The organism is Rhizobium acaciae (genome assembly GCF_025941625.1).
GTDB lineage: Bacteria > Pseudomonadota > Alphaproteobacteria > Rhizobiales > Rhizobiaceae > Rhizobium > Rhizobium acaciae.
The window spans coordinates 67,068-85,995 of the sequence record NZ_JAPCZO010000017.1 but is presented as its reverse complement, the minus strand read 5'-3'; the positions used below and the strand labels follow the sequence as shown (position 1 = coordinate 85,995).

Annotated in this window: 21 protein-coding genes; 16 read left to right on the top strand and 5 right to left on the bottom strand. The window is 60.7% G+C overall.

Annotation, left to right across the window (positions count from 1 at the left end; genetic code table 11):
- Position 1: 1 nt before the first annotated feature.
- The 4 genes from OLZ32_RS25450 to speB all read right to left on the bottom strand — a co-directional run bounded on the left by OLZ32_RS25450 (position 2) and on the right by speB (position 3,403).
- Positions 2-649: an amino acid ABC transporter permease gene (locus OLZ32_RS25450; RefSeq protein WP_017989676.1), complete on the bottom strand. Its 648-nt coding sequence runs from the start codon at positions 647-649 to the stop codon at positions 2-4.
- Complete coding sequence (locus tag OLZ32_RS25445) at positions 646-1,314, bottom strand: amino acid ABC transporter permease (RefSeq protein ID WP_003543551.1); 669 nt, start codon at positions 1,312-1,314, stop codon at positions 646-648. Before OLZ32_RS25445 ends, OLZ32_RS25450 begins: the two co-directional genes overlap by 4 nt.
- A gap of 144 nt (positions 1,315-1,458) precedes the next feature.
- Complete coding sequence (locus OLZ32_RS25440) at positions 1,459-2,256, bottom strand: transporter substrate-binding domain-containing protein (protein ID WP_003543549.1); 798 nt, start codon at positions 2,254-2,256, stop codon at positions 1,459-1,461.
- A gap of 85 nt (positions 2,257-2,341) precedes the next feature.
- Positions 2,342-3,403, bottom strand: coding sequence for an agmatinase (speB, locus tag OLZ32_RS25435; protein ID WP_264396342.1), 1,062 nt, complete (start codon positions 3,401-3,403; stop codon positions 2,342-2,344).
- Positions 3,404-3,664: 261 nt separating this feature from the next.
- Between speB and OLZ32_RS25430 the strand changes: the two genes are divergently transcribed.
- The 6 genes from OLZ32_RS25430 (at position 3,665) to OLZ32_RS25405 (ending at position 9,165) form a co-directional block, all read left to right on the top strand.
- Positions 3,665-4,741, top strand: coding sequence for an extracellular solute-binding protein (locus OLZ32_RS25430; protein ID WP_264423406.1), 1,077 nt, complete (start codon positions 3,665-3,667; stop codon positions 4,739-4,741).
- Positions 4,742-4,834: 93 nt separating this feature from the next.
- Positions 4,835-5,719 (top strand): ABC transporter permease, encoded by an 885-nt coding sequence (locus tag OLZ32_RS25425; RefSeq protein ID WP_264423404.1) that lies wholly within the window; start codon positions 4,835-4,837, stop codon positions 5,717-5,719.
- Complete coding sequence (locus OLZ32_RS25420; protein WP_003543542.1) at positions 5,716-6,555, top strand: ABC transporter permease; 840 nt, start codon at positions 5,716-5,718, stop codon at positions 6,553-6,555. Before OLZ32_RS25425 ends, OLZ32_RS25420 begins: the two co-directional genes overlap by 4 nt.
- 10 nt (positions 6,556-6,565) lie before the next feature.
- Complete coding sequence (locus OLZ32_RS25415) at positions 6,566-7,630, top strand: ABC transporter ATP-binding protein (RefSeq protein ID WP_003543541.1); 1,065 nt, start codon at positions 6,566-6,568, stop codon at positions 7,628-7,630.
- 133 nt (positions 7,631-7,763) lie between these two features.
- A complete protein-coding gene (locus OLZ32_RS25410; protein ID WP_172643638.1) occupies positions 7,764-8,633 on the top strand; it encodes a LysR substrate-binding domain-containing protein in 870 nt (289 codons plus the stop codon).
- A gap of 178 nt (positions 8,634-8,811) precedes the next feature.
- Entirely contained in the window at positions 8,812-9,165 is a 354-nt protein-coding gene (locus OLZ32_RS25405) for a RidA family protein (protein WP_003543536.1), read from the top strand.
- 74 nt (positions 9,166-9,239) lie between these two features.
- Here OLZ32_RS25405 and OLZ32_RS25400 read toward each other — a convergent pair whose 3' ends face one another.
- Positions 9,240-9,728, bottom strand: coding sequence for a hypothetical protein (locus tag OLZ32_RS25400; RefSeq protein ID WP_264423399.1), 489 nt, complete (start codon positions 9,726-9,728; stop codon positions 9,240-9,242).
- 314 nt (positions 9,729-10,042) lie between these two features.
- Between OLZ32_RS25400 and sdhC the strand changes: the two genes are divergently transcribed.
- From sdhC to sucD, 10 genes are all read left to right on the top strand, one after another.
- On the top strand, positions 10,043-10,438 hold the full coding sequence (gene sdhC / locus OLZ32_RS25395; protein ID WP_003543532.1) for a succinate dehydrogenase, cytochrome b556 subunit: 396 nt from the start codon (positions 10,043-10,045) through the stop codon (positions 10,436-10,438).
- A gap of 10 nt (positions 10,439-10,448) precedes the next feature.
- Positions 10,449-10,829 carry a succinate dehydrogenase, hydrophobic membrane anchor protein gene (sdhD, locus tag OLZ32_RS25390; protein ID WP_003543530.1) on the top strand — a complete coding sequence of 127 codons (381 nt, stop codon included), beginning with the start codon at positions 10,449-10,451 and terminating at the stop codon, positions 10,827-10,829.
- A 6-nt stretch (positions 10,830-10,835) separates the two neighbouring features.
- Positions 10,836-12,677, top strand: coding sequence for a succinate dehydrogenase flavoprotein subunit (gene sdhA / locus OLZ32_RS25385; protein ID WP_264423396.1), 1,842 nt, complete (start codon positions 10,836-10,838; stop codon positions 12,675-12,677).
- An 18-nt stretch (positions 12,678-12,695) separates the two neighbouring features.
- Positions 12,696-13,475 (top strand): succinate dehydrogenase iron-sulfur subunit, encoded by a 780-nt coding sequence (locus OLZ32_RS25380; RefSeq protein ID WP_017989667.1) that lies wholly within the window; start codon positions 12,696-12,698, stop codon positions 13,473-13,475.
- A complete protein-coding gene (locus OLZ32_RS25375; protein WP_017989666.1) occupies positions 13,472-13,723 on the top strand; it encodes a hypothetical protein in 252 nt (83 codons plus the stop codon). The genes OLZ32_RS25380 and OLZ32_RS25375 overlap by 4 nt, the downstream gene beginning before the upstream one ends.
- A gap of 136 nt (positions 13,724-13,859) precedes the next feature.
- On the top strand, positions 13,860-14,375 hold the full coding sequence (locus OLZ32_RS25370) for a protease inhibitor Inh/omp19 family protein (protein WP_017989665.1): 516 nt from the start codon (positions 13,860-13,862) through the stop codon (positions 14,373-14,375).
- Positions 14,376-14,422: 47 nt separating this feature from the next.
- Complete coding sequence (gene zapE / locus OLZ32_RS25365) at positions 14,423-15,586, top strand: cell division protein ZapE (RefSeq protein WP_264423393.1); 1,164 nt, start codon at positions 14,423-14,425, stop codon at positions 15,584-15,586.
- A 177-nt stretch (positions 15,587-15,763) separates the two neighbouring features.
- Positions 15,764-16,726: a malate dehydrogenase gene (gene mdh, locus OLZ32_RS25360; RefSeq protein WP_003543522.1), complete on the top strand. Its 963-nt coding sequence runs from the start codon at positions 15,764-15,766 to the stop codon at positions 16,724-16,726.
- A 36-nt stretch (positions 16,727-16,762) separates the two neighbouring features.
- Positions 16,763-17,956 (top strand): ADP-forming succinate--CoA ligase subunit beta, encoded by a 1,194-nt coding sequence (sucC, locus tag OLZ32_RS25355; RefSeq protein WP_132611219.1) that lies wholly within the window; start codon positions 16,763-16,765, stop codon positions 17,954-17,956.
- 19 nt (positions 17,957-17,975) lie between these two features.
- Entirely contained in the window at positions 17,976-18,878 is a 903-nt protein-coding gene (gene sucD / locus OLZ32_RS25350; protein WP_065281498.1) for a succinate--CoA ligase subunit alpha, read from the top strand.
- Positions 18,879-18,928 lie beyond the last annotated feature (50 nt).

Genomic DNA, 18,928 nt, shown 5'->3' with positions numbered 1-18,928 from the left:
CTCAGCCAAACGCCGCTTTCTTCTCCAGAAATCTGGCGTATTGCGTCAGCGGATAGCACAGGGCGAAGAAGATCACCGCGACGAGACCGTAGACCTTGAAAGGTTCGAAGGTCGCGTTGTTGATGGCGTTCGCGGTTTTCAGCAGTTCGTCGAAGCCGAGGATCGAGGCCAGTGCGGTGCTCTTGATCAACTGGACCAAGAACCCGACCGTCGGCGCGCGGGTGATCCGGAAAGCCTGCGGCAAGATGACAAGACGAAGTTCGAGGAGACGATGCAAGCCCAGGCTGGCTGCGGCGTCCCATTGCCCGCGCGGCACAGCCTCGACGCCGCTCCGCCAGATTTCGGCAAGATAAGCGCTGGCGTAGAACGTCAGGCCGCAGACGGCGGCGGTCCATGACTCGATCCGGAAGCCGAGCATCGGCAGGCCGAAGAACATCAAAAAGAGCTGCATGAGGAGCGGCGTTCCCTGAAACAGGGCAATGTAGCCGGACGCGAAGCTGCGCGGCCAGCGTGTTTTCGATATCCGCGCAGACAAGATCGCCAGGCCAACGATGGCGCCGCCGGCAAAGGCTGCGAGCGAAAGCAGCAGCGTCCAGCGTGTCGCGAAGACAAGATTGCGCAGAATGTCCCAGAAGGTGAACTCAATCATGCCAGACCGGCTCCCAGAAAACGGCGCTTCCCGGCGAAAAAGAGCCGGCGAAGTGCGGCGGACATCGAAAGGTAGATCAACGTCGCCACCAGATAGGTCTCGAAGGAGCGGAAGGTGCGCGACTGAAGCAGATCGGCCTCCTGCGCCAGCTCGCGGACGGATATTTGCGAAACCACCGCCGATTCCAGCATCATGATGATGATCTGGCTCGTTAGCGCCGGAAAGATGATGGCGATCGCCTGCGGCAGGATGATCTTGAAAAACACCAGCCGAGGCCTGAGGCCGAGTGCCTGCGCCGCCTCTTTCTGGCCTCTCGGTATGGCATCGAGCCCGGCCCCGACCACCTCGATCGTGTAGGCGGCCATGTTGAGGGTCATGGCAAGGACGGCGGCAGTGATTGGATCAAGCCGAATGCCGAGGCTAGGCAAGCCAAAGAAGATGAAGAACAGCTGCACCAGGAATGGCGTATTGCGCATGATTTCCACATACAGGCCGACGACCTTGCGCAACCATGGATAGGGTCCCCGGCGCGCAGCTGCGCCGAGAATGCTGAGAACGATCCCGAGGACCGATGTGGAGACCGTCAGTGCAAGCGTCGTGCCTGCGCCATAAGCCAGAGCTCCCATTCCGTCCCAAAGCCAATTGAAATCGAGGCTGTATCTCATCGCTTGTCCTTTGGAGCCGGATGATCCGGGCCGGGTCGGCCCGAAATCCCGATCCGCCTCTCAACCAAAGAATTGGAGCATGATGCCACCGCAATCGCTTACGGCTTTCGGCATCATGCTCTGGTGAGTGGGAGGCCGTGCTCGTCAGTCCTTCAGGTTTTCAGGGTTGAGCGGCGCTTTCAGCCAGCTCTTCGAGCTTGCGTCGAGCGAACCATCGGAGATCATTGCGGCGACGTTGTCGTTGACGACCTTCTTCAGGCCTTCCTCGCCCTTGCGGAGCGCGATGTGCGAGGGGGAGCTGAGGAGCTGGAATTTCTGCTCCGGCTTCAGCTCGTCCTGTCGTGCCAGAACCTGCGCGCCGACATCGTTGCCGACGACCATCAGTTGGGTCTGGCCGGATATGAAGGCCTGGATGACCGAATTATAGTTCTCGAAACGCTGGATCGCAGCCGAGCCGGGGGCGACGGCCGTCAGCGACGTGTCTTCGAGCGTCCCACGATTGACGGCAACGGTCTTGTCGGCGAGGTCTTCCTTGCCGCTCACCTTCAGCGCAGCCGGACCGATGACGGCGATATAGTAAGGGGCGTACGGGGCGGCAAAATCGATAACCTCGGCGCGCTCCTTCGAGTAGCCGACGCTCATCAGCAGGTCGACGCGGTCGTCGTTCAGGTAGGCGATCCTGTTCTGGCCGGTAACGCTGACCAGATTGAGTTTCACGCCGAGCCCGTCGGCGATCTTCTGGGCGACGTCGACGTCATAGCCCTTGATGCTCATATCGGCGCTTGCCGAAGAGAAGGGCGGGAAATCGGAGAAGATGCCGATGTTGATCTCGCCTGCGGCTTTGATATCGGCAAGTTCGTCGGCCTGCGCGGCCCCTGCCAGGATGCCGAATACGGCAATTGCCGCGGTGGCGGTGTAGCGCAATTTCATAAGAGCAGTCATGTCGTTCCCCCTTTTTGAGACGTGTTGTGCGACAGGTGATGGATGGCAGCGGGCGCGATGCCCGCTGCCGTTGTGGAGCTGGTTCTCAGGTCAGCTTTGTCCTGACCGCGGGACTGAACGTCGCGAGGCACAGGAGTTCGAACAGGACCTGGGCGGCGATCTGCGCGGTGTTGGTGGTGTTGTCGTATTGCGGCGCGATTTCCACGACGTCGCCGCCGACGAGGTTGATGCCTTTGAAGCCGCGCAGCAGGGTCAGGGCCTCCCTCGGCTGAAGCCCGCCGACTTCCGGCGTGCCGGTTCCCGGAGCGAAGGCCGGATCGAGGCTGTCCACGTCGAAACTGAGATAGGTCGGACCGGTGCCGACAACCTCCAGAGCCTTTGCGATCACCGCCTTGAGCCCCATCTCCGCCACCTCTTCCGCGTGAATGACGGTCATGCCGGAGGCAAAGGAGAACTCCCAGAGATATTCGCCGCCGCCGCGGATGCCGATCTGGATCGTACGCTTCGGATCGAGCACGCCCGCCAGAACCGCCTCGCGGAAAGGCGCGCCGTGATGGAACTTCGAGCCCTCATAGGGACCGGCGGTGTCGCAATGAGCGTCGATGTGGATCATGCCGACCGGCTGGCCGGCTGCCAGGCCCTTGAGGATGGCGCCGGAGATCGAATGGTCGCCGCCGACCGACAGCGGGATAACCCCGGTTGCCGCGATCATCCGGTAGCAGGCCTCGATGTCGGCATGGCACTCGGCCAGGCCGAACCGGCTGCGCATCGGCACGTCGCCGACATCGGCGACCTTTAGCCCTCCCATCGGCGCGACACGCAGAACATGCTCGTAGGGACCGATACGCTCGACAGCCCGGACGGCCCGCGGCCCCAGCCGTGCGCCGGCGCGATTGGTGACGCCGAGGTCCATCGGCACGCCGATCAAAGCCACGTCAAGCGCCTCAAGCACCTCGGGCCGCAAGCCGTTCTCGATGAAACGGGCGTCCAGAAAGGTCGCAGGATCGGCGAAGGGCCATTTGCGGCTGTCGCCGTCCTTGAATACGCTCGCCGCCACGGCGCGGAAGTGCGGATCTTCCATCTCTCCGCCTGCAGCGCTGCCGAAGCGCTTTCTCAAATCCTCCAGAAAATCCCGGTCAATGGTCAAGGCAGGCTCCCACGGTATTGATGCTGCCATCATCATCAGCGCCGCACGCTTCTCTTGGAACCGCGAAAATTCGAGAGGGGATATAACGATTCTTGATAGCTTGGATCCGCCGAGGCTCCGCGATGCGGGTAGCGCGTCCATTGGGATGTTCAGAAAACTTTATAACCCGGCGAGAATTTTCCCACTACCGCGGTTGGCAACCTCCAAGCAGTCTCCGATGCGAACGGTCCGGCAGAGGGGCCGAAAACAAAGGGGACTACCATGTTGCACGATATGACACGCCGCCGCTTCCTAGGATCCGCCGCTGCCGCGGGCATTGCCGGCACGATGACCGGGTTTGCGAGATCTGCCGCAGCCGGCAGCGGCAATCTGACCGCCGTCGAATGGGGCGGCGATGTCGTCGAAGCGATGAAGCAGATTGCCGCCGACCAGAATGCAGCGACATTCAACTGGGTTCTTCACCAGGGTGGCGCGGGCGCGATACTTCCAAAGATCAAGGCCATCTGGCCGAATGTCGACTACGACTATGTCGCCGGTTGGGAAGGCTCATTCAACAGCATGGTGAAGGAGGATTGGCTCGAGACCATCAATCCTGCCGATGTTCCCAATCTTGCGAATATTCCCGAGAAAATCATCATTCGTGACGGCAAGGGCAATATCAAAGCGGTCCCGCGCGCAGTTGGCGGCATGTATTTCGGTGCGCGAACGGACACGGCTCCGATCGCCGTGAAGACCATCGATGATCTGCTCAGCCCCGATCTTAAGGGTGCGATCTGCTGGCCAGGCCCGACACAGAGCATGATGCTCCAAATCGTCGCGCTCGCCCTTCACGCCGGCGGCAGTGAAACGAATATGGAACCCGGGTGGAAGCTCATGACGGAATTGGCGAAATCCGGCAATATCGGCCGCGTCGCCATCACCGATATCGATTTCACCAATTCGCTGACGTCGGGCGAGACCTCCGTCGGCTTCTTCGCTGAGCCCGGCTGGGCGGCCGTGGCGAAGAACTTCCCGGTTACGCGTTTCACCAAGGACAGCAACTTCAAGGCCTTCCTCTACCAGAGCGGTTTCGGCGTCCTGAAGAATAGACCGAACACCAAGGCGACGCTCGATTTCGTCAACTTCGCGATCAGCCCGGACATGAATTCGCTCTACTCCAAGGTGGCTGGCGAAGCGCCGTTGAACAGCAAGGCGGTCACGCCCGACAATCTCAAGCATCTGTCCTTCACGTCTGACGAGTTTTCGAGCTTCGTCTATGTGCCGGACTACAATGTCGTTCTCGAACAGCAGGATGCCTGGTCCAAGCGCTGGGAGCAGGACATCGCCCCGTTGCTCTAAAGCGTGTCGCGGCAGGTTGTCGAAGGCGCGGGCGCGGCTTCGACAATCTCCCTTTCTCATGGCCCGCAAGGGCGAGGAAAAGGCTGTTCCACCATGACCAAGGTAAGGCGGCAACCCGTTGCCATTTCACTTCCGGATCGCCGAGATGCTGCCCTGACGCTCGGGCCAGCCCTGCTGGTGTTCGCATTCGGTTTTCTGTCACCGCTCATCAACCTGGCAATCGAAAGCTTGAAGGAGTTTACGCCGGGGCGCGTCGGCTCCGTGGAAAATGCCGCGGCAACGGTCCAAAACTATTACGAGCTTGCAAACCAGGCGTTTGCAAGCGTCCTGCTGACGACCTTCTGGATCGGTGGAGTTGCCGCGATCATCGGCCAGCTTGTGGCATTCCCGCTGGCCTATTTCATCGTGCGGCGCATTTCGCCGCGGATGCGCACGCTCGCTCTCGGCTTTTTGATTACGCTTGTTCTTTCCAGCGTCCTGATCAAGACGTATGCGATCGAACTGACCTTCGGGTCGGTCGGCATCTTCCGACCCTTCCTCTTGACACTGGGCCTTTCTCCCAACAGCCGCGAATATATTAATATCGTCGTTATTGCGGGTCTGGTTCACTCGATCATACCGGTCGCAACACTAACGCTGATTGGCGCGATGCAATCGATCGATCCGCGTCTGCTCGATGCAGCCCAGTCGCTCGGCGCGCCGGGATGGAAAGCCCATCTGTCGATCACGCTTCCCCTGAGCTTCCCGGCTCTGATCTCAAGCACGCTTGTGTCGCTGACTTTCGCGATCAGCGCCTTCGTCATTCCCATGGTGCTCGGGAGGGGCAGGGTGCTTTTCATGTCGAACGTCATCTACACCCGGTTCAGCGATATCGCCAACTATCCGAGCGGCGCGGCGATCTCGCTCGTCATGCTTGCCGTGGCCTTGGCGGTCGTCGCCGTCATAACGTTTGCGCAGGCGCGGAGGATTTCCCGATGAGCATACAGTCTCTTGCAGCGCGAACCGGAGACCGGATCGCCGGTTCTCTTGCCTACGGTGTCATCGGCCTTGGATTGGCGTTCCTCGCCATCCCGTTGGTGATAACGTGCGTGATGGCTTTCGACGCCAGGACCTACCTCGGCCCGATGCCGCCGCCTGCCCTGTCGCTTCACTGGTTCGAACGGCTGGTCTCCCAGGCGGATATCCTTGCCAGCCTGCGCACCAGCCTCATCTTGGCGGTACTCACGACGGTTCTGTCCGTCACGATTGGAACTGCGGCGGCTGTCGGTCTTGCCCGGGGCAATTTTCCAGGAAAGGCAGCGCTGACTTCGGCCTTTCTCTCGCCACTCATCGTCCCGCCTGTTGTCATTGGATTCGGCCTGCTGCTTTTCCTTTCCAAGGCCGGTATCACAAATGGTATGGCGCGCCTGCTGCTCGGCCACGTGATCGTGACGTTGCCCTATTGCATAAGGACCAGTCTCGCCAGCCTTCTCGGCAGCGACCAACGATTGACGGAAGCCGCAATGGTTCTCGGCGCCACCGAGCGCCAGGCTTTCTGGACCATTACCCTGCCGCTCATGCGGACCGGCGTCGTCACCGGCGCGATCTTCGCCTTCGCAATTTCGATGGATGACGTATCGATCAGTCTCTTTCTGAGCGATCCGTCCGCAACGACATTGCCTGTTACGCTGGTCAGCAACATGCGCGCGGCTTTCGATCTGACGATCGCTGCGGCGGCCGTGGTCCTGATTGCCGTCACCGCGTTGCTGATCGTCGTGCTGGACCGTGTCGTCGGCTTCGATACCGTCGTCGGCCAAGGCCTGTTTCGTTCATGAGGACAATACGATGAATTCTGCCGTGGAATTTCAAGGGGTCAGCAAGCGCTTCGGCGAAACTGTCGCCCTCGGTGATATCTCCTTCTCGGTGAACGCAGGTGAAACAATCGCACTGCTTGGACCGAGCGGCTGCGGCAAGACCACCATTCTTCGGCTCATTGCCGGATTCGAGCGGCCCGACAAAGGCTCGATCTTGATCGACGGCGAGCCGATGGCCGGATTGAAACCCTATGAGCGCAATGTCGGGCTGCTGTTCCAGCACTACGCTCTTTTCCCGCATATGACCGTCGAACAGAACATCGGTTACGGACTTCGCCATCGCAACCATCCGCCGGGGCAAATACCGCGCCGCATTGCCGAGATGCTGGAGCTCGTCCGGCTCACCGGTTTCGGACAGCGGCGGCCGCACCAGTTGAGCGGCGGCCAGCAGCAGCGTGTTGCGCTTGCGCGGGCGCTTGCCACCCATCCAAGCCTCCTTCTCCTGGATGAGCCCCTGTCGGCCCTCGACGCCAAACTTCGCCATGAGCTGCGCACCGAATTGAAGGATGTGCTCGCCGCGGTCGGCTCGACCGCCATCGTTGTAACCCACGACCAGGAGGAGGCAATGAGCCTGGGAGAGCGCATATTCGTGATGAACCGCGGAGCAATCATGCAATCCGGCAGGCCGGATGATGTGTATTGGCGTCCAGACTCGCGTTTCGTCGCGGATTTCATGGGGCGGACGAATTGGATTCATGGCTCGATTTCGGCCGCGGGCGGAACGGCCCGGAAATTTCGCTCCGAATCCGGCTGGGAGTTTCCGGTCGTGTCCACGGGAAGTCTTTCAGGTGCCGCCGAGATTTGCGTGAGGCCGGAAAGCGTCGAGTTATCGTCCGGCGCTCCGGGTGCCGGAGCCATGCCCGGACGCGTTGCCGACGTCGTGACACTCGGCGCCTTCAGGCATGTCGTTCTGGACCTCGCCAGTGGCGACCGCATAATCTCGGCTTGCCCGAACCGTCCAGACATAGCCTTCGCTCGCGGGCAGGAGATCAGCGTTTCCATTCCCCCCGAGGCATGCGTTCTCTTCGCGCGATAGACTGGCATTGATGGGGCGCAGCCTGCACTGCGCCCGGGGGCTAAGGGTCACCAGTTGCCGGAAGGACATGGTTCGTCCAATATCCGCTTATAGGCGGAGAGGCCCTCGGCTCTCGAGCGCCACAAAGTATGGAATGCGGCCTCTGATGCTTGATCTTGATTCCTATCTGCTTCGTGCATTTCTGACCGTCGCGGAGATCGGCACCGTCAATGGAGCAGCCGTCAAGCTGAACAGAACGCAGGCGGCCGTGAGCATGCAGATCCGCAAACTGGAGGAGCTTGTCGGCGTTACGTTGTTTTCGCGTTCGTCAAAAGGCCTCGAGCTGACGAGCCATGGGCAGATCATGCTGGCTTATGCCCGCGAAATGGTCGCCCTCAGCGACGAGGTCGGGAAAAGGCTGACAGGCAAGATGATCGAGGACCGCATTCGCCTCGGCGTCGTTGAGGACTTCGCAGCCGGCCACCTGATCGACATTCTTAGTGCCTTCAGAGCCCAGAACCCGAAGGTCGAGATCGACATCATTGTCGAGCCGAATCGCCGCCTCGCCAAACTGTTTGAAGACAGGAAGCTGGATCTCGTGGTTTGCGATATCACCTGCCTCTCGCGAAAACCGACCCTGATCTGGACCGAATATTTGATGTGGACGGTCAGATCCGATTTCGTGGCGGATACGGAAAAACCGCTTCCCATCATCATGTTCGAGGAGGAGTGTCCCTGGACGCTTCCGACGATTGCGGCGCTGTCCCAGCGGAACGTCAAGTGGAAGACGGCGTGCGTCGCATCGACGCTGGTGGCCATGGCGACCGCGGTTCGCGTCGGTATCGGTATCGCGCCAATGATGCTCAATACGAAACCGGAGGGCTGCCGGACGCTTGACAGATCGGCGGATCTGCCCGGTCCGGTGCGCATCGAGATCGGTCTGTATGCTCAACCCGAGACGGCCGAAGGCGCGCGCTACCTTGTGGACTTCATTTCGCGGCATACGGCCATATTGTCCAGCTAGAGCATGATGCCGAAAAGCGTGATCGGTTTTCGGACGACATCCTGCTCCAGGAGCGTTCAGCTTCCATTATATCGGGTCAATTTAATTCCCTCTACCGGAGTGGCGAGCGAAGCCCCACAGTGATCGGAAGAAGGGTCGATGGCCCAATCTCAAGCATTCATGGAAGTCTGCGAATACGATGATGGGGCAAGCCAAAGTTGACGAAACTCTCCTTGCGGATGCCGCCTATCTGCCCGGCCAGGTCGCAAACCTCACCAGGGGAGCGAGCGTGACGGCGCAAACCAACGAAATACTGGAGCGCATCGATGACATGCTGCTGCGTGAAGGTACCGACAAGTCAGAGATCATTCTCGCCAACATCTGGCTCAGGGACCTTGCCTCATTCGAGGAAATGAACAGAGCCTGGGATGCTTGGATGCCGGATGGCGGAACACCACGGCGGGCGACGTTTGAGGACAAGAATCTCCCGCCGATGTGCGTCATCCGTATTGACGTAGCCGCGTCGCGAAAGAGTGGGGCCGGGCAAATTTGAGCCGCCTTCGCTCGTCATCTTCATAGCCTTGTCAGCGAAGCCGAAGCGGAATTCCGCACTTTCGGCATCATGCGCTAAGGGCGGATGACACAGACATTGGCCTCGTAGGCGCAGGGATCGTCCTGCACCGCGATATCGATGACCTTCGCTTTCGGGGCCAGCGGCTCACGCCGCACGGGAGGATAGAAGCCGTAGCGCTCGCCGCCGACATAGGTTCCGCCATCGGCTTGATAGACGTAAGACGTGCCGGCATAGGTGTCGCCGTCACCCTGCGCCTGGGGTACGACGACGATGAGATTGTTGCGGGCGACGCGATTGGTCGCCGGCGATGAAAACTGTTTCAGGAACGGCATCCGTTCTTTGCGGTTCCGATATCGATAGGCATTGTCGAAACGGATGCCGCGATTGCGCCAGTTCACACGTTCGCCGAGAAGCAGCCCGCCATGAAAAGCGTGGCGGTGGTCGGAAAAGCGACGTTCATGACGGCGGTCGCCAGCTTCGGCGGGAAGTGCAGCAAGCGCGGACAGGGCAAGCAGGGCGACTGCGGACAGACTTCGAAACATGGGTGGCCGGCCTCCGGAATTCCGATCCCTAACAAATCGTTAACGCCAGATTGCGCCAAAAGCCGAAGCTTGTCCATTCGGGCCGGAGAAACAGCGCAAAATTTGAGCGGAAAGGGCCAGTTTTGTTAGCCCGCAAACTTCCCGGTAACGCGAATCGATTAAATTAAAAGCAGACAGCGATTGTGCTTGTCGTCGGCGTTCCCGGTGATTAAACGTCGCAATTGATGCAACGCACACAGAGAATTTTGTCATTCGTGTGGTTGACTGAGCATGCTCCGAATTCGGGAGTGCAGAATAGCCGCCGCGAGGTTCTGATGGCGAACGTGACAAATAACCGGCCCCTATCGCCGCATTTGCAAATTTACAAGCCTATCCCCACCATGATCATGTCCATCGTTCACCGTATCACCGGTGGCGCCCTCTATGTCGGCACGATCCTCGTGGCCTGGTGGCTGATCGCGGCGGCAAGTGGCCAGGGTTCTTACGATTGGGCCAACTGGGTGCTCGGCAGCCTTCTCGGCAAGCTCGTCCTTCTCGGTTATACCTGGGCGCTGTTGCACCATATGCTCGGCGGCTTCCGCCACTTCATGTGGGATCTCGGCTACGGCTTCGGGAAAGAGTTCTCGACCAAGCTCGCCATCGCCAACATTATCGGGTCGCTCTGTCTGACCGTGCTGGTCTGGGTGATCGGCTTCCTCATTCGCTTCTGAAGGTCCTCTGATGGATATGCGCACCCCTCTCGGTAAGGTTCGCGGGCTCGGCTCCGCCAAGGACGGCACGGACCATTTCTGGCGCCAGCGGCTGACGGCCGTCGCCAATGTTCCGCTCATCCTCTTCTTCGTCTTCTTCATGCTCGCCTATGCCGGCGCGCCCTATGCGGATGTGGTTCGCGCGCTGTCGAACCCCTTCGTCGCGGTGGTCATGGGGCTGATGGTGATCTCGGGCGTCATCCACATGAAGCTCGGCATGCAGGTCATCATCGAGGATTACGTGCATGGCGAATTCGGCAAGGTCGCTCTCCTGATGCTGAACACGTTCTTTGCGATCCTGATCGCCGGCCTCTGTCTCTTCGCCATTCTGAAAATCGCATTCGTAGGATAAGCTGATATGGCACCGACTTCACCCGCCCAGAATGGCAAAGCCTACAAGTATGTCGATCACTCCTACGACGTGATCGTCGTCGGCGCCGGCGGCGCCGGGCTGCGCGCCACGCTCGGCATGGCCGAGCAGGGTTTCCGCACGGCCTGCATCACCAAGGTATTTCCGACCCGCTCGCATACGGTCGCGGCCCAGGGCGGCATCGCCGCCTCGCTGCGCAACATGACACCGGATAGCTGGCAGTGGCACCTCTACGACACCGTCAAGGGTTCCGACTGGCTCGGCGACGTCGACGCCATGCAGTATCTCACCATGGAAGCGCCGAAGGCGGTCTATGAGCTCGAGCATTACGGCGTGCCGTTCTCGCGCAACGAGGAAGGCAAGATCTATCAGCGCCCGTTCGGCGGCCACATGCAGAATTACGGCGAAGGCCCGCCGGTACAGCGCACCTGCGCCGTTGCCGATCGTACCGGCCACGCCATCCTGCATACGCTCTACGGCCAGTCGCTGCGCAACAATGCCGAATTCTTCATCGAGTATTTTGCGCTCGACCTGATCATGTCGGAAGACGGCAGCCGCTGCATCGGCGTGGTCGCCTGGTGCCTCGATGACGGCACGATCCATCGCTTCGCCGCCAAGATGGTGGTGCTGGCGACCGGCGGCTACGGCCGCGCCTATTTCTCGGCCACATCCGCCCATACCTGCACCGGCGACGGCGGCGGCATGGTGGCGCGTGCCGGCCTGCCGCTGCAGGACATGGAATTCGTCCAGTTTCATCCGACCGGCATCTACGGTTCAGGCTGTCTGATCACCGAAGGCGCGCGCGGTGAAGGCGGTTACCTCGTCAACTCCGAGGGCGAGCGCTTCATGGAGCGTTATGCCCCTTCGGCCAAGGACCTTGCCTCGCGCGACGTCGTTTCGCGCTGCATGACGCTGGAAATCCGCGAAGGCCGCGGCGTCGGCAAGAACAAGGACCACATCTTCCTGCATCTCGACCATCTCGATCCGGCCGTTCTTCATGAACGCCTGCCGGGGATTTCCGAGAGCGCCAAGATCTTCGCTGGCGTCGACGTCACGCGCGAACCGATCCCGGTTCTGCCGACCGTTCACTACAATATGGGCGGCATTCCCACGAATTATTGGGGCGAAGTGCTGAACGCCGACGGTGCCAATCCGGAACGGATCATTCCCGGCCTGATGGCTGTGGGTGAAGCCGGCTGTGCTTCGGTGCACGGCGCCAACCGTCTCGGCTCCAACTCGCTGATCGACCTCGTGGTCTTCGGCCGCGCCGCTGCGATCCGCGCCGGCGAGGTGATCGACCGCGCAGCGCCAATCCCGCATCTCAACGTCGCAGCCTGCGACAAGATCATGGACCGCTTCGACGGTCTGCGTCACGCCAGCGGCGGCACGCCGACGGCGGAACTGCGCGAGAAGATGCAGCGCGCCATGCAGGAAGACGCCGCCGTCTTCCGGACACAGGAATCGCTGGAATCCGGTTGCCGGCGTATCTCTGCGATCTGGGGCGAGATGAAGGACATCAAGGTCACCGACCGCTCGATGATCTGGAACTCGGATCTGGTCGAGACGCTGGAGCTGCAGAACCTGATGGCCAATGCCATCACGACGATCTACGGCGCCGAAGCCCGCAAGGAGAGCCGCGGTTCGCATGCACGCGAGGATTATACCGAGGGTGCGTTCGCCGGCCGCGACGACGTCAACTGGCGCAAACACACGCTCGCCTGGGTCAGCGAGGCCGGCGACGTCAAGCTCGACTATCGGCCGGTTCACACCGAGCTCATTGCCGAAGGCATCGATCCGCATAAGATCGAGCCGAAGGCTCGCGTGTACTGATCTCAAGAGGAACCGGACATGGTTGAACTCGCTCTCCCCAAGAATTCTCAGATGCGTGAAGGCAAGGTCTGGCCGAAGCCGGCGGGTGCCAAGAACACCCGCGAATTCCGCGTCTATCGCTGGAGCCCGGACGACGGTCAGAACCCGTCGATCGATACCTTCTACATCGATATCGACGATTGCGGACCGATGGTGCTCGACGGTCTGCTCTACATCAAGAACAAGATCGACCCGACGCTGACGCTGCGTCGTTCCTGTCGCGAGGGCATCTGCGGGTCCTGCGCGATGAATATCGACGGCACGAACACGCTCGCCTGCACCAAGGGCCTCGACGATATCAAGGGTGCGGTGAAGATCTATCCGCTGCCGCATCTGCCCGTCGTCAAGGATCTGGTTCCGGACCTCACCAACTTCTATGCCCAGCATCGTTCGATCGAGCCATGGCTGAAGACGGTGTCGCCGGCGCCAGCCAAGGAGTGGAAGCAGAGCCACGAGGACCGGCAGAAGCTCGACGGCCTCTATGAATGCATCCTCTGCGCCTGCTGCTCTACCTCCTGTCCGAGCTACTGGTGGAACGGCGACCGCTATCTCGGCCCGGCCGTTCTGCTGCAGGCCTATCGCTGGCTGATCGATTCCAGAGACGAGGCGACCGGCGAGCGCCTCGACAATCTCGAGGATCCGTTCCGTCTCTATCGCTGCCACACGATCATGAACTGTGCGCAGACCTGCCCGAAGGGCCTCAACCCGGCCAAGGCGATCGCCGAAATCAAGAAGATGATGGTCGAGCGCCGGGTTTGATCAGCCTCGGTACCGATGGCGGAATAGACGGCTTCGATCCCGGAGCCGTCACCGAGATCAGGTCGAGGCTTGCCTCGGTGCGCGAACAGGGCCTCAGCATCGGTGCTGGTGCAATCCTTCTGCGGGGTTCGCCGGAGCGCTATTCCGAGACATTGCGCGCGTTCGACAGGGATCCTGACAGAGATGAACGCGGGCAACACCTTGCTGACAAATTCTATGTGCAGGAAGTTTTGCAGCGGGACAGTTGAACTGTATCGTTTTTCGGTTAGTTGTTGTCACGGGCAATTTATGCAGCCCGACTTGATTAACCAAAGCGAATTAAGATAATCGGACTTGTCTCACGCCCGTTTCTCTACGGCGCTAGCCGAATTCAGGAGTATGATGATGCAGTTGCGATATGCGATGACAGGTCTGGTGGTGGTTCTGTCGCTAGCCGGTTGTGATCGGACGGCATATAATTACAACTCCAGCTCAAACTCGGTGCCAACGCCGTTGACTGCGCAGCCGGTTCCCTCCGTACAGGGCGGGCAGCTTCCGCCGCCGACCGGCAGTTCGCAGTTTCCGGCCGCACCGACGGCGACGGCGCCGATGCCGGGCGCTCAGCCCGGCGCAATGGCCGCCAATGCGCTCGATATCACCAAGGAATCGATGGTCGGTAGCTGGCGTGTCAACGGCAGCTGCGACATGTTCCTGACGCTCACCAATCTCGGCAGCGGTTCGCGCGGCGGAACGCGTGGCTGCGTCGGCGAGCTGACGGCGATGGGCTCCTGGGAGGTCGCCGGCAAGCAGGTGCTGCTCAAGGACCGCTCGGGCAACCAGCTCGGCAGCGTCTACAAGACGGCCGACAACCGCTTCGAGGGACAGACGAGCACAGGCCAGTCGATCAGCCTCAGCCGGTAAATGTTCCGGCGGGTCTCCGCCGTTGACTGACAGGCGGACATGCCCTCATGCAACCAATGCCGGATTATGCGCTCAGCGTCTGCGAACAGCTTAAAGCGCTGACCGCATCGGGCGCGCTCCAGGTCGATTCCGCCCAGATGGATGTGGCAAAGAGCCTCGACCGGGTGCTCGCGGGGCTGAAGCAGCGGCGGCCGGCGGCAAAATCGAGCGCGCTCGGCTGGCTGTTTGCCGCCAAGAAGAAATCCGGCGACGGCATCAAGGGGCTTTATATCCACGGCAGCGTCGGGCGCGGCAAGACCATGCTGATGGATATGTTTTTCGCCATGGCGCCATGCCGGAAGAAACGCCGGGCGCATTTCCACGAATTCATGGCAGATGTGCATAACCGCATCGCGGCGCACCGGCTCAAGCTTAAGAACGGCGAGACGAGGCAGGCCGATCCGATGCCGCCGGTCGCCGCAGCGCTGTACGACGAGGCAGAACTGCTCTGCTTCGACGAGTTCACGGTCACCGACATCGCCGATGCGATGATCCTGTCGCGGCTGTTCTCCGAGCTTTTCGCGCGCGGATGCGTGCTGGTCGCGACCTCGAACGTCGAGCCCGACAATCTCTACCGGGATGGCCTCAATCGTGGCCTGTTCCTGCCCTTCGTCGCCTTGCTCAAGCAGCATGTCGATGTCGTCACCCTGGATTCGCCGACCGACTACCGGATGGAGAAGCTGAGCAGCCAGCCGGTCTATCTGGTGCCGATCAACGAGCATAACGACATGGCGATGGATGCGTCCTGGACACAGGCGCTGCATGGGCGCAAGGCGCAGCCGCTTAATATTCCAATGAAGGGGCGCCACATCCATGTGCCGCTCGCCGTCGACCGCATGGCGCGGTTCTCTTTCGCCGATCTTTGCGAAAAGCCGCTCGGGGCGGTCGACTTTCTCGCCATCGCCGAACGTTTCGATACGGTCTTCGTCGATCACATTCCGTTGCTCGGGCCGGAAAAGCGAAACCAGATCAAACGGTTCATCATTCTGGTCGATACATTCTACGATCATGCCGTGCGGCTTTACATTTCCGCGGCGGCCATGCCGGAGGAACTGCTGCTGCACCGCCGGGGCACCGAGGGCTTCGAATTCGACCGCACGGCGTCGCGTCTGTTCGAGATGCGCAGTGCGGAATATCTTGCGCTGCACCATGAGAAACGCGCCGCAGAGTAACAATTTGGTGACAGAATACCTTACGTTTACGTAAGAATTTTTGTATCTAAACGATTGAAAACGCTGCATCAAAAATAATGAATTGCCATTTTTTGGCTTTGGGTCTATGCGATTGCGTCATTGGGCGGTGCCTTGCGCGTCCGTTCGACGAATTTGATCGCAAAGGAAACAGCGAAAATGGCGCGTAACAAGATCGCACTCATTGGTTCTGGCATGATTGGTGGCACGCTGGCGCACCTCGCCGGCCTGAAGGAACTGGGCGACATCGTTCTCTTCGACATCGCGGACGGCATTCCCCAGGGCAAGGGTCTCGATATTTCCCAGTCGTCGCCGGTCGAAGGCTTCGACGTCAATCTGACGGGCGCCAGCGACTATTCCGCGATCGAAGGCGCTGACGTCTGCATCGTGACGGCGGGCGTCGCCCGCAAGCCCGGCATGAGCCGCGACGACCTTCTCGGCATCAACCTCAAGGTCATGGAACAGGTCGGCGCCGGCATCAAGAAGTATGCCCCCAATGCCTTCGTGATCTGCATCACCAACCCGCTCGACGCCATGGTCTGGGCGCTGCAGAAGTTTTCCGGCCTTCCGGCCAACAAGGTCGTCGGCATGGCCGGCGTTCTCGACTCCTCGCGTTTCCGTCTTTTCCTCGCCAAGGAATTCAACGTGTCCGTCCAGGACGTCACGGCCTTCGTTCTCGGCGGCCACGGCGACACGATGGTGCCGCTCGCCCGCTACTCGACGGTCGGCGGCATTCCGCTCACCGATCTCGTCACCATGGGCTGGGTCACCAAGGAGCGCCTCGAAGAGATCATCCAGCGCACCCGTGACGGCGGCGCCGAAATCGTCGGCCTGCTGAAGACCGGCTCGGCCTATTACGCCCCGGCCGCCTCGGCGATCGAGATGGCCGAATCCTACCTCAAGGACAAGAAGCGCGTTCTGCCTTGTGCTGCCCACCTCTCCGGTCAGTACGGCGTCAAGGACATGTATGTCGGCGTTCCCACCGTCATCGGCGCCGGCGGCGTCGAGCGCATCATCGAGATCGATCTCAACAAGACCGAGAAGGAAGCCTTCGACAAGTCCGTCGGCGCCGTCGCCGGTCTCTGCGAAGCCTGCATCAACATCGCGCCTGCCCTCAAGTAGTCGATGGGCTGAAGTAATCGAAACAGGGATACACCCATGAACATTCATGAATATCAGGCCAAGGCTCTGCTGAAGGGCTATGGCGCGCCGGTTGCCGAAGGTGTGGCTATTCTCAAGGTTGAAGAAGCCGAGGCTGCCGCCAAGTCGCTTCCCGGTCCGCTTTACGTGGTCAAGAGCCAGATCCATGCCGGCGGCCGCGGCAAGGGCAAGTTCAAGGAACTGTCGCCGGAAGCCAAGGGCGGCGTGCGTCTCGCCAAGTCGATCGACGAAGTCGTCGCCCATGCCAAGGAAATGCTGGGCAACACGCTGGTGACGGCGCAGACCGGCGAAGCCGGCAAGCAGGTCAACCGCCTGTACATCGAAGACGGCGCCGACATCGCTCGCGAGCTCTATTGCTCGCTGCTGGTCGACCGCTCGGTCGGTCGCGTGGCTTTCGTGGTCTCCACCGAAGGCGGCATGGACATCGAAGCTGTCGCCCACGACACGCCTGAGAAGATCCAGACGATCGCCATCGATCCGCAAGCCGGCGTGACGGCTGCCGACGTTGCTGCGATCTCCAAGGCTTTTGAGCTCGAGGGTGCTGCCGCCGAAGACGCCAAGACGCTTTTCCCGATGCTCTACAAGGCCTTCGGCGAGAAGGACATGGCTCTGCTTGAGATCAATCCGCTGATCGTCATGAAGGACGGCCACCTGCGCGTCCTCGATGCCAAGATGTCTTTCGATGGCAATGCGCTCTTCCGTCACGACGACGTCAAGGTGCTGCGCGACGAGACCGAAGAAGACGCCAAGGAAATCGAGGCCTCGAAGTGGGACCTCGCCTATGTCGCGCTCGACGGCAACATCGGCTGCATGGTCAACGGTGCGGGCCTTGCCATGGCGACCATGGACATCATCAAGCTCTACGGCAAGGAGCCGGCTAACTTCTGCGACGTCGGCGGCGGCGCCGGCAAGGAGAAGGTTGCTGCAGCTTTCAAGATCATCACCGCAGACCCCAAGGTCGAAGGCATTCTCGTCAACATCTTCGGCGGCATCATGAAGTGCGACGTCATTGCCGAGGGCGTGATTGCCGCGGTCAAGGAAGTCGGCCTCAAGGTTCCGCTCGTCGTGCGCCTTGAGGGCACCAATGTCGAGCTCGGCAAGAAGATCCTGAACGAGTCGGGTCTGGCGATCACGGCGGCTGACGACTTGGACGATGCGGCCAAGAAGATCGTCGCGGCGATCAACGGCTAATTTTGAAGGATCTGAAAGAATGTCTATTCTCGTCAACAAAGACACCAAGGTCCTCGTTCAGGGTCTGACCGGCAAGACCGGCACATTCCACACCGAACAGGCGCTCGCTTACTACGGCACCCAGATGGTCGGCGGTATCCATCCGAAGAAGGGTGGCGAAACCTGGACCGGCGCAAAGGGCGAAAGCCTGCCGATCTTTGCAACCGTTGCCGAGGGCAAGGAAAAGACCGGCGCCAACGCGACCGTCATCTATGTTCCGCCGGCAGGAGCCGCCGACGCGATCATCGAGGCGATCGACGCCGAGATCCCGTTCATCACCTGCATCACCGAAGGCATCCCGGTCATGGACATGGTGCGGGTCAAGGCTCGCCTCGACCGCTCCAAGTCGCGCCTGCTCGGTCCGAACTGCCCGGGTATCATGACGCCGGAAGAATGCAAGATCGGCATCATGCCGGGCTCGATCTTCCGCAAGGGTTCGGTCGGTATCGTTTCCCGCTCGGGCACGCTGACCTATGAAGCCGTGTTCCAGACCTCCAACGAAGGTCTCGGCCAGACGACGGCCGTCGGCATCGGCGGCGACCCGGTCAAGGGCACCGAGTTCATCGACGTCCTGGAAATGTTCCTGGCCGATGAAGCGACCCAGTCGATCATCATGATCGGTGAAATCGGTGGTGCGGCTGAAGAGGACGCAGCGCAGTTCCTGAAGGACGAAGCCAAGAAGGGCCGCAAGAAGCCGATGGCTGGCTTCATTGCCGGCCGTACGGCGCCGAAGGGCCGCACCATGGGCCATGCCGGCGCTGTGGTTTCCGGCGGCAAGGGCGATGCGGAATCGAAGATCGCGGCGATGGAATCGGCAGGCATCAAGGTATCTCCCTCTCCGGCCCGCCTCGGCAAGACGCTGGTTGAAGTCCTCAAGGGCTAAGCCACCTATATAGACCGGGCGGAGGAACGGCATCTGCGCCTTCCGCCCGG

Excerpts from the sequence above, each read along its gene's own strand:
- OLZ32_RS25450 (WP_017989676.1), bottom strand. The coding sequence starts at position 649 with ATGATTGAGTTCACCTTCTGGGACATTCTGCGCAATCTTGTCTTCGCG.
- OLZ32_RS25445 (WP_003543551.1), bottom strand. The coding sequence starts at position 1,314 with ATGAGATACAGCCTCGATTTCAATTGGCTTTGGGACGGAATGGGAGCT.
- OLZ32_RS25440 (WP_003543549.1), bottom strand. The coding sequence starts at position 2,256 with ATGACTGCTCTTATGAAATTGCGCTACACCGCCACCGCGGCAATTGCC.
- OLZ32_RS25430 (WP_264423406.1), top strand. The coding sequence starts at position 3,665 with ATGTTGCACGATATGACACGCCGCCGCTTCCTAGGATCCGCCGCTGCC.
- OLZ32_RS25425 (WP_264423404.1), top strand. The coding sequence starts at position 4,835 with ATGACCAAGGTAAGGCGGCAACCCGTTGCCATTTCACTTCCGGATCGC.
- OLZ32_RS25420 (WP_003543542.1), top strand. The coding sequence starts at position 5,716 with ATGAGCATACAGTCTCTTGCAGCGCGAACCGGAGACCGGATCGCCGGT.
- OLZ32_RS25415 (WP_003543541.1), top strand. The coding sequence starts at position 6,566 with ATGAATTCTGCCGTGGAATTTCAAGGGGTCAGCAAGCGCTTCGGCGAA.
- OLZ32_RS25410 (WP_172643638.1), top strand. The coding sequence starts at position 7,764 with ATGCGGCCTCTGATGCTTGATCTTGATTCCTATCTGCTTCGTGCATTT.
- OLZ32_RS25405 (WP_003543536.1), top strand. The coding sequence starts at position 8,812 with ATGATGGGGCAAGCCAAAGTTGACGAAACTCTCCTTGCGGATGCCGCC.
- OLZ32_RS25400 (WP_264423399.1), bottom strand. The coding sequence starts at position 9,728 with ATGTTTCGAAGTCTGTCCGCAGTCGCCCTGCTTGCCCTGTCCGCGCTT.
- sdhC (WP_003543532.1), top strand. The coding sequence starts at position 10,043 with ATGGCGAACGTGACAAATAACCGGCCCCTATCGCCGCATTTGCAAATT.
- sdhD (WP_003543530.1), top strand. The coding sequence starts at position 10,449 with ATGGATATGCGCACCCCTCTCGGTAAGGTTCGCGGGCTCGGCTCCGCC.
- sdhA (WP_264423396.1), top strand. The coding sequence starts at position 10,836 with ATGGCACCGACTTCACCCGCCCAGAATGGCAAAGCCTACAAGTATGTC.
- OLZ32_RS25380 (WP_017989667.1), top strand. The coding sequence starts at position 12,696 with ATGGTTGAACTCGCTCTCCCCAAGAATTCTCAGATGCGTGAAGGCAAG.
- OLZ32_RS25370 (WP_017989665.1), top strand. The coding sequence starts at position 13,860 with ATGCAGTTGCGATATGCGATGACAGGTCTGGTGGTGGTTCTGTCGCTA.
- zapE (WP_264423393.1), top strand. The coding sequence starts at position 14,423 with ATGCAACCAATGCCGGATTATGCGCTCAGCGTCTGCGAACAGCTTAAA.
- mdh (WP_003543522.1), top strand. The coding sequence starts at position 15,764 with ATGGCGCGTAACAAGATCGCACTCATTGGTTCTGGCATGATTGGTGGC.
- sucC (WP_132611219.1), top strand. The coding sequence starts at position 16,763 with ATGAACATTCATGAATATCAGGCCAAGGCTCTGCTGAAGGGCTATGGC.
- sucD (WP_065281498.1), top strand. The coding sequence starts at position 17,976 with ATGTCTATTCTCGTCAACAAAGACACCAAGGTCCTCGTTCAGGGTCTG.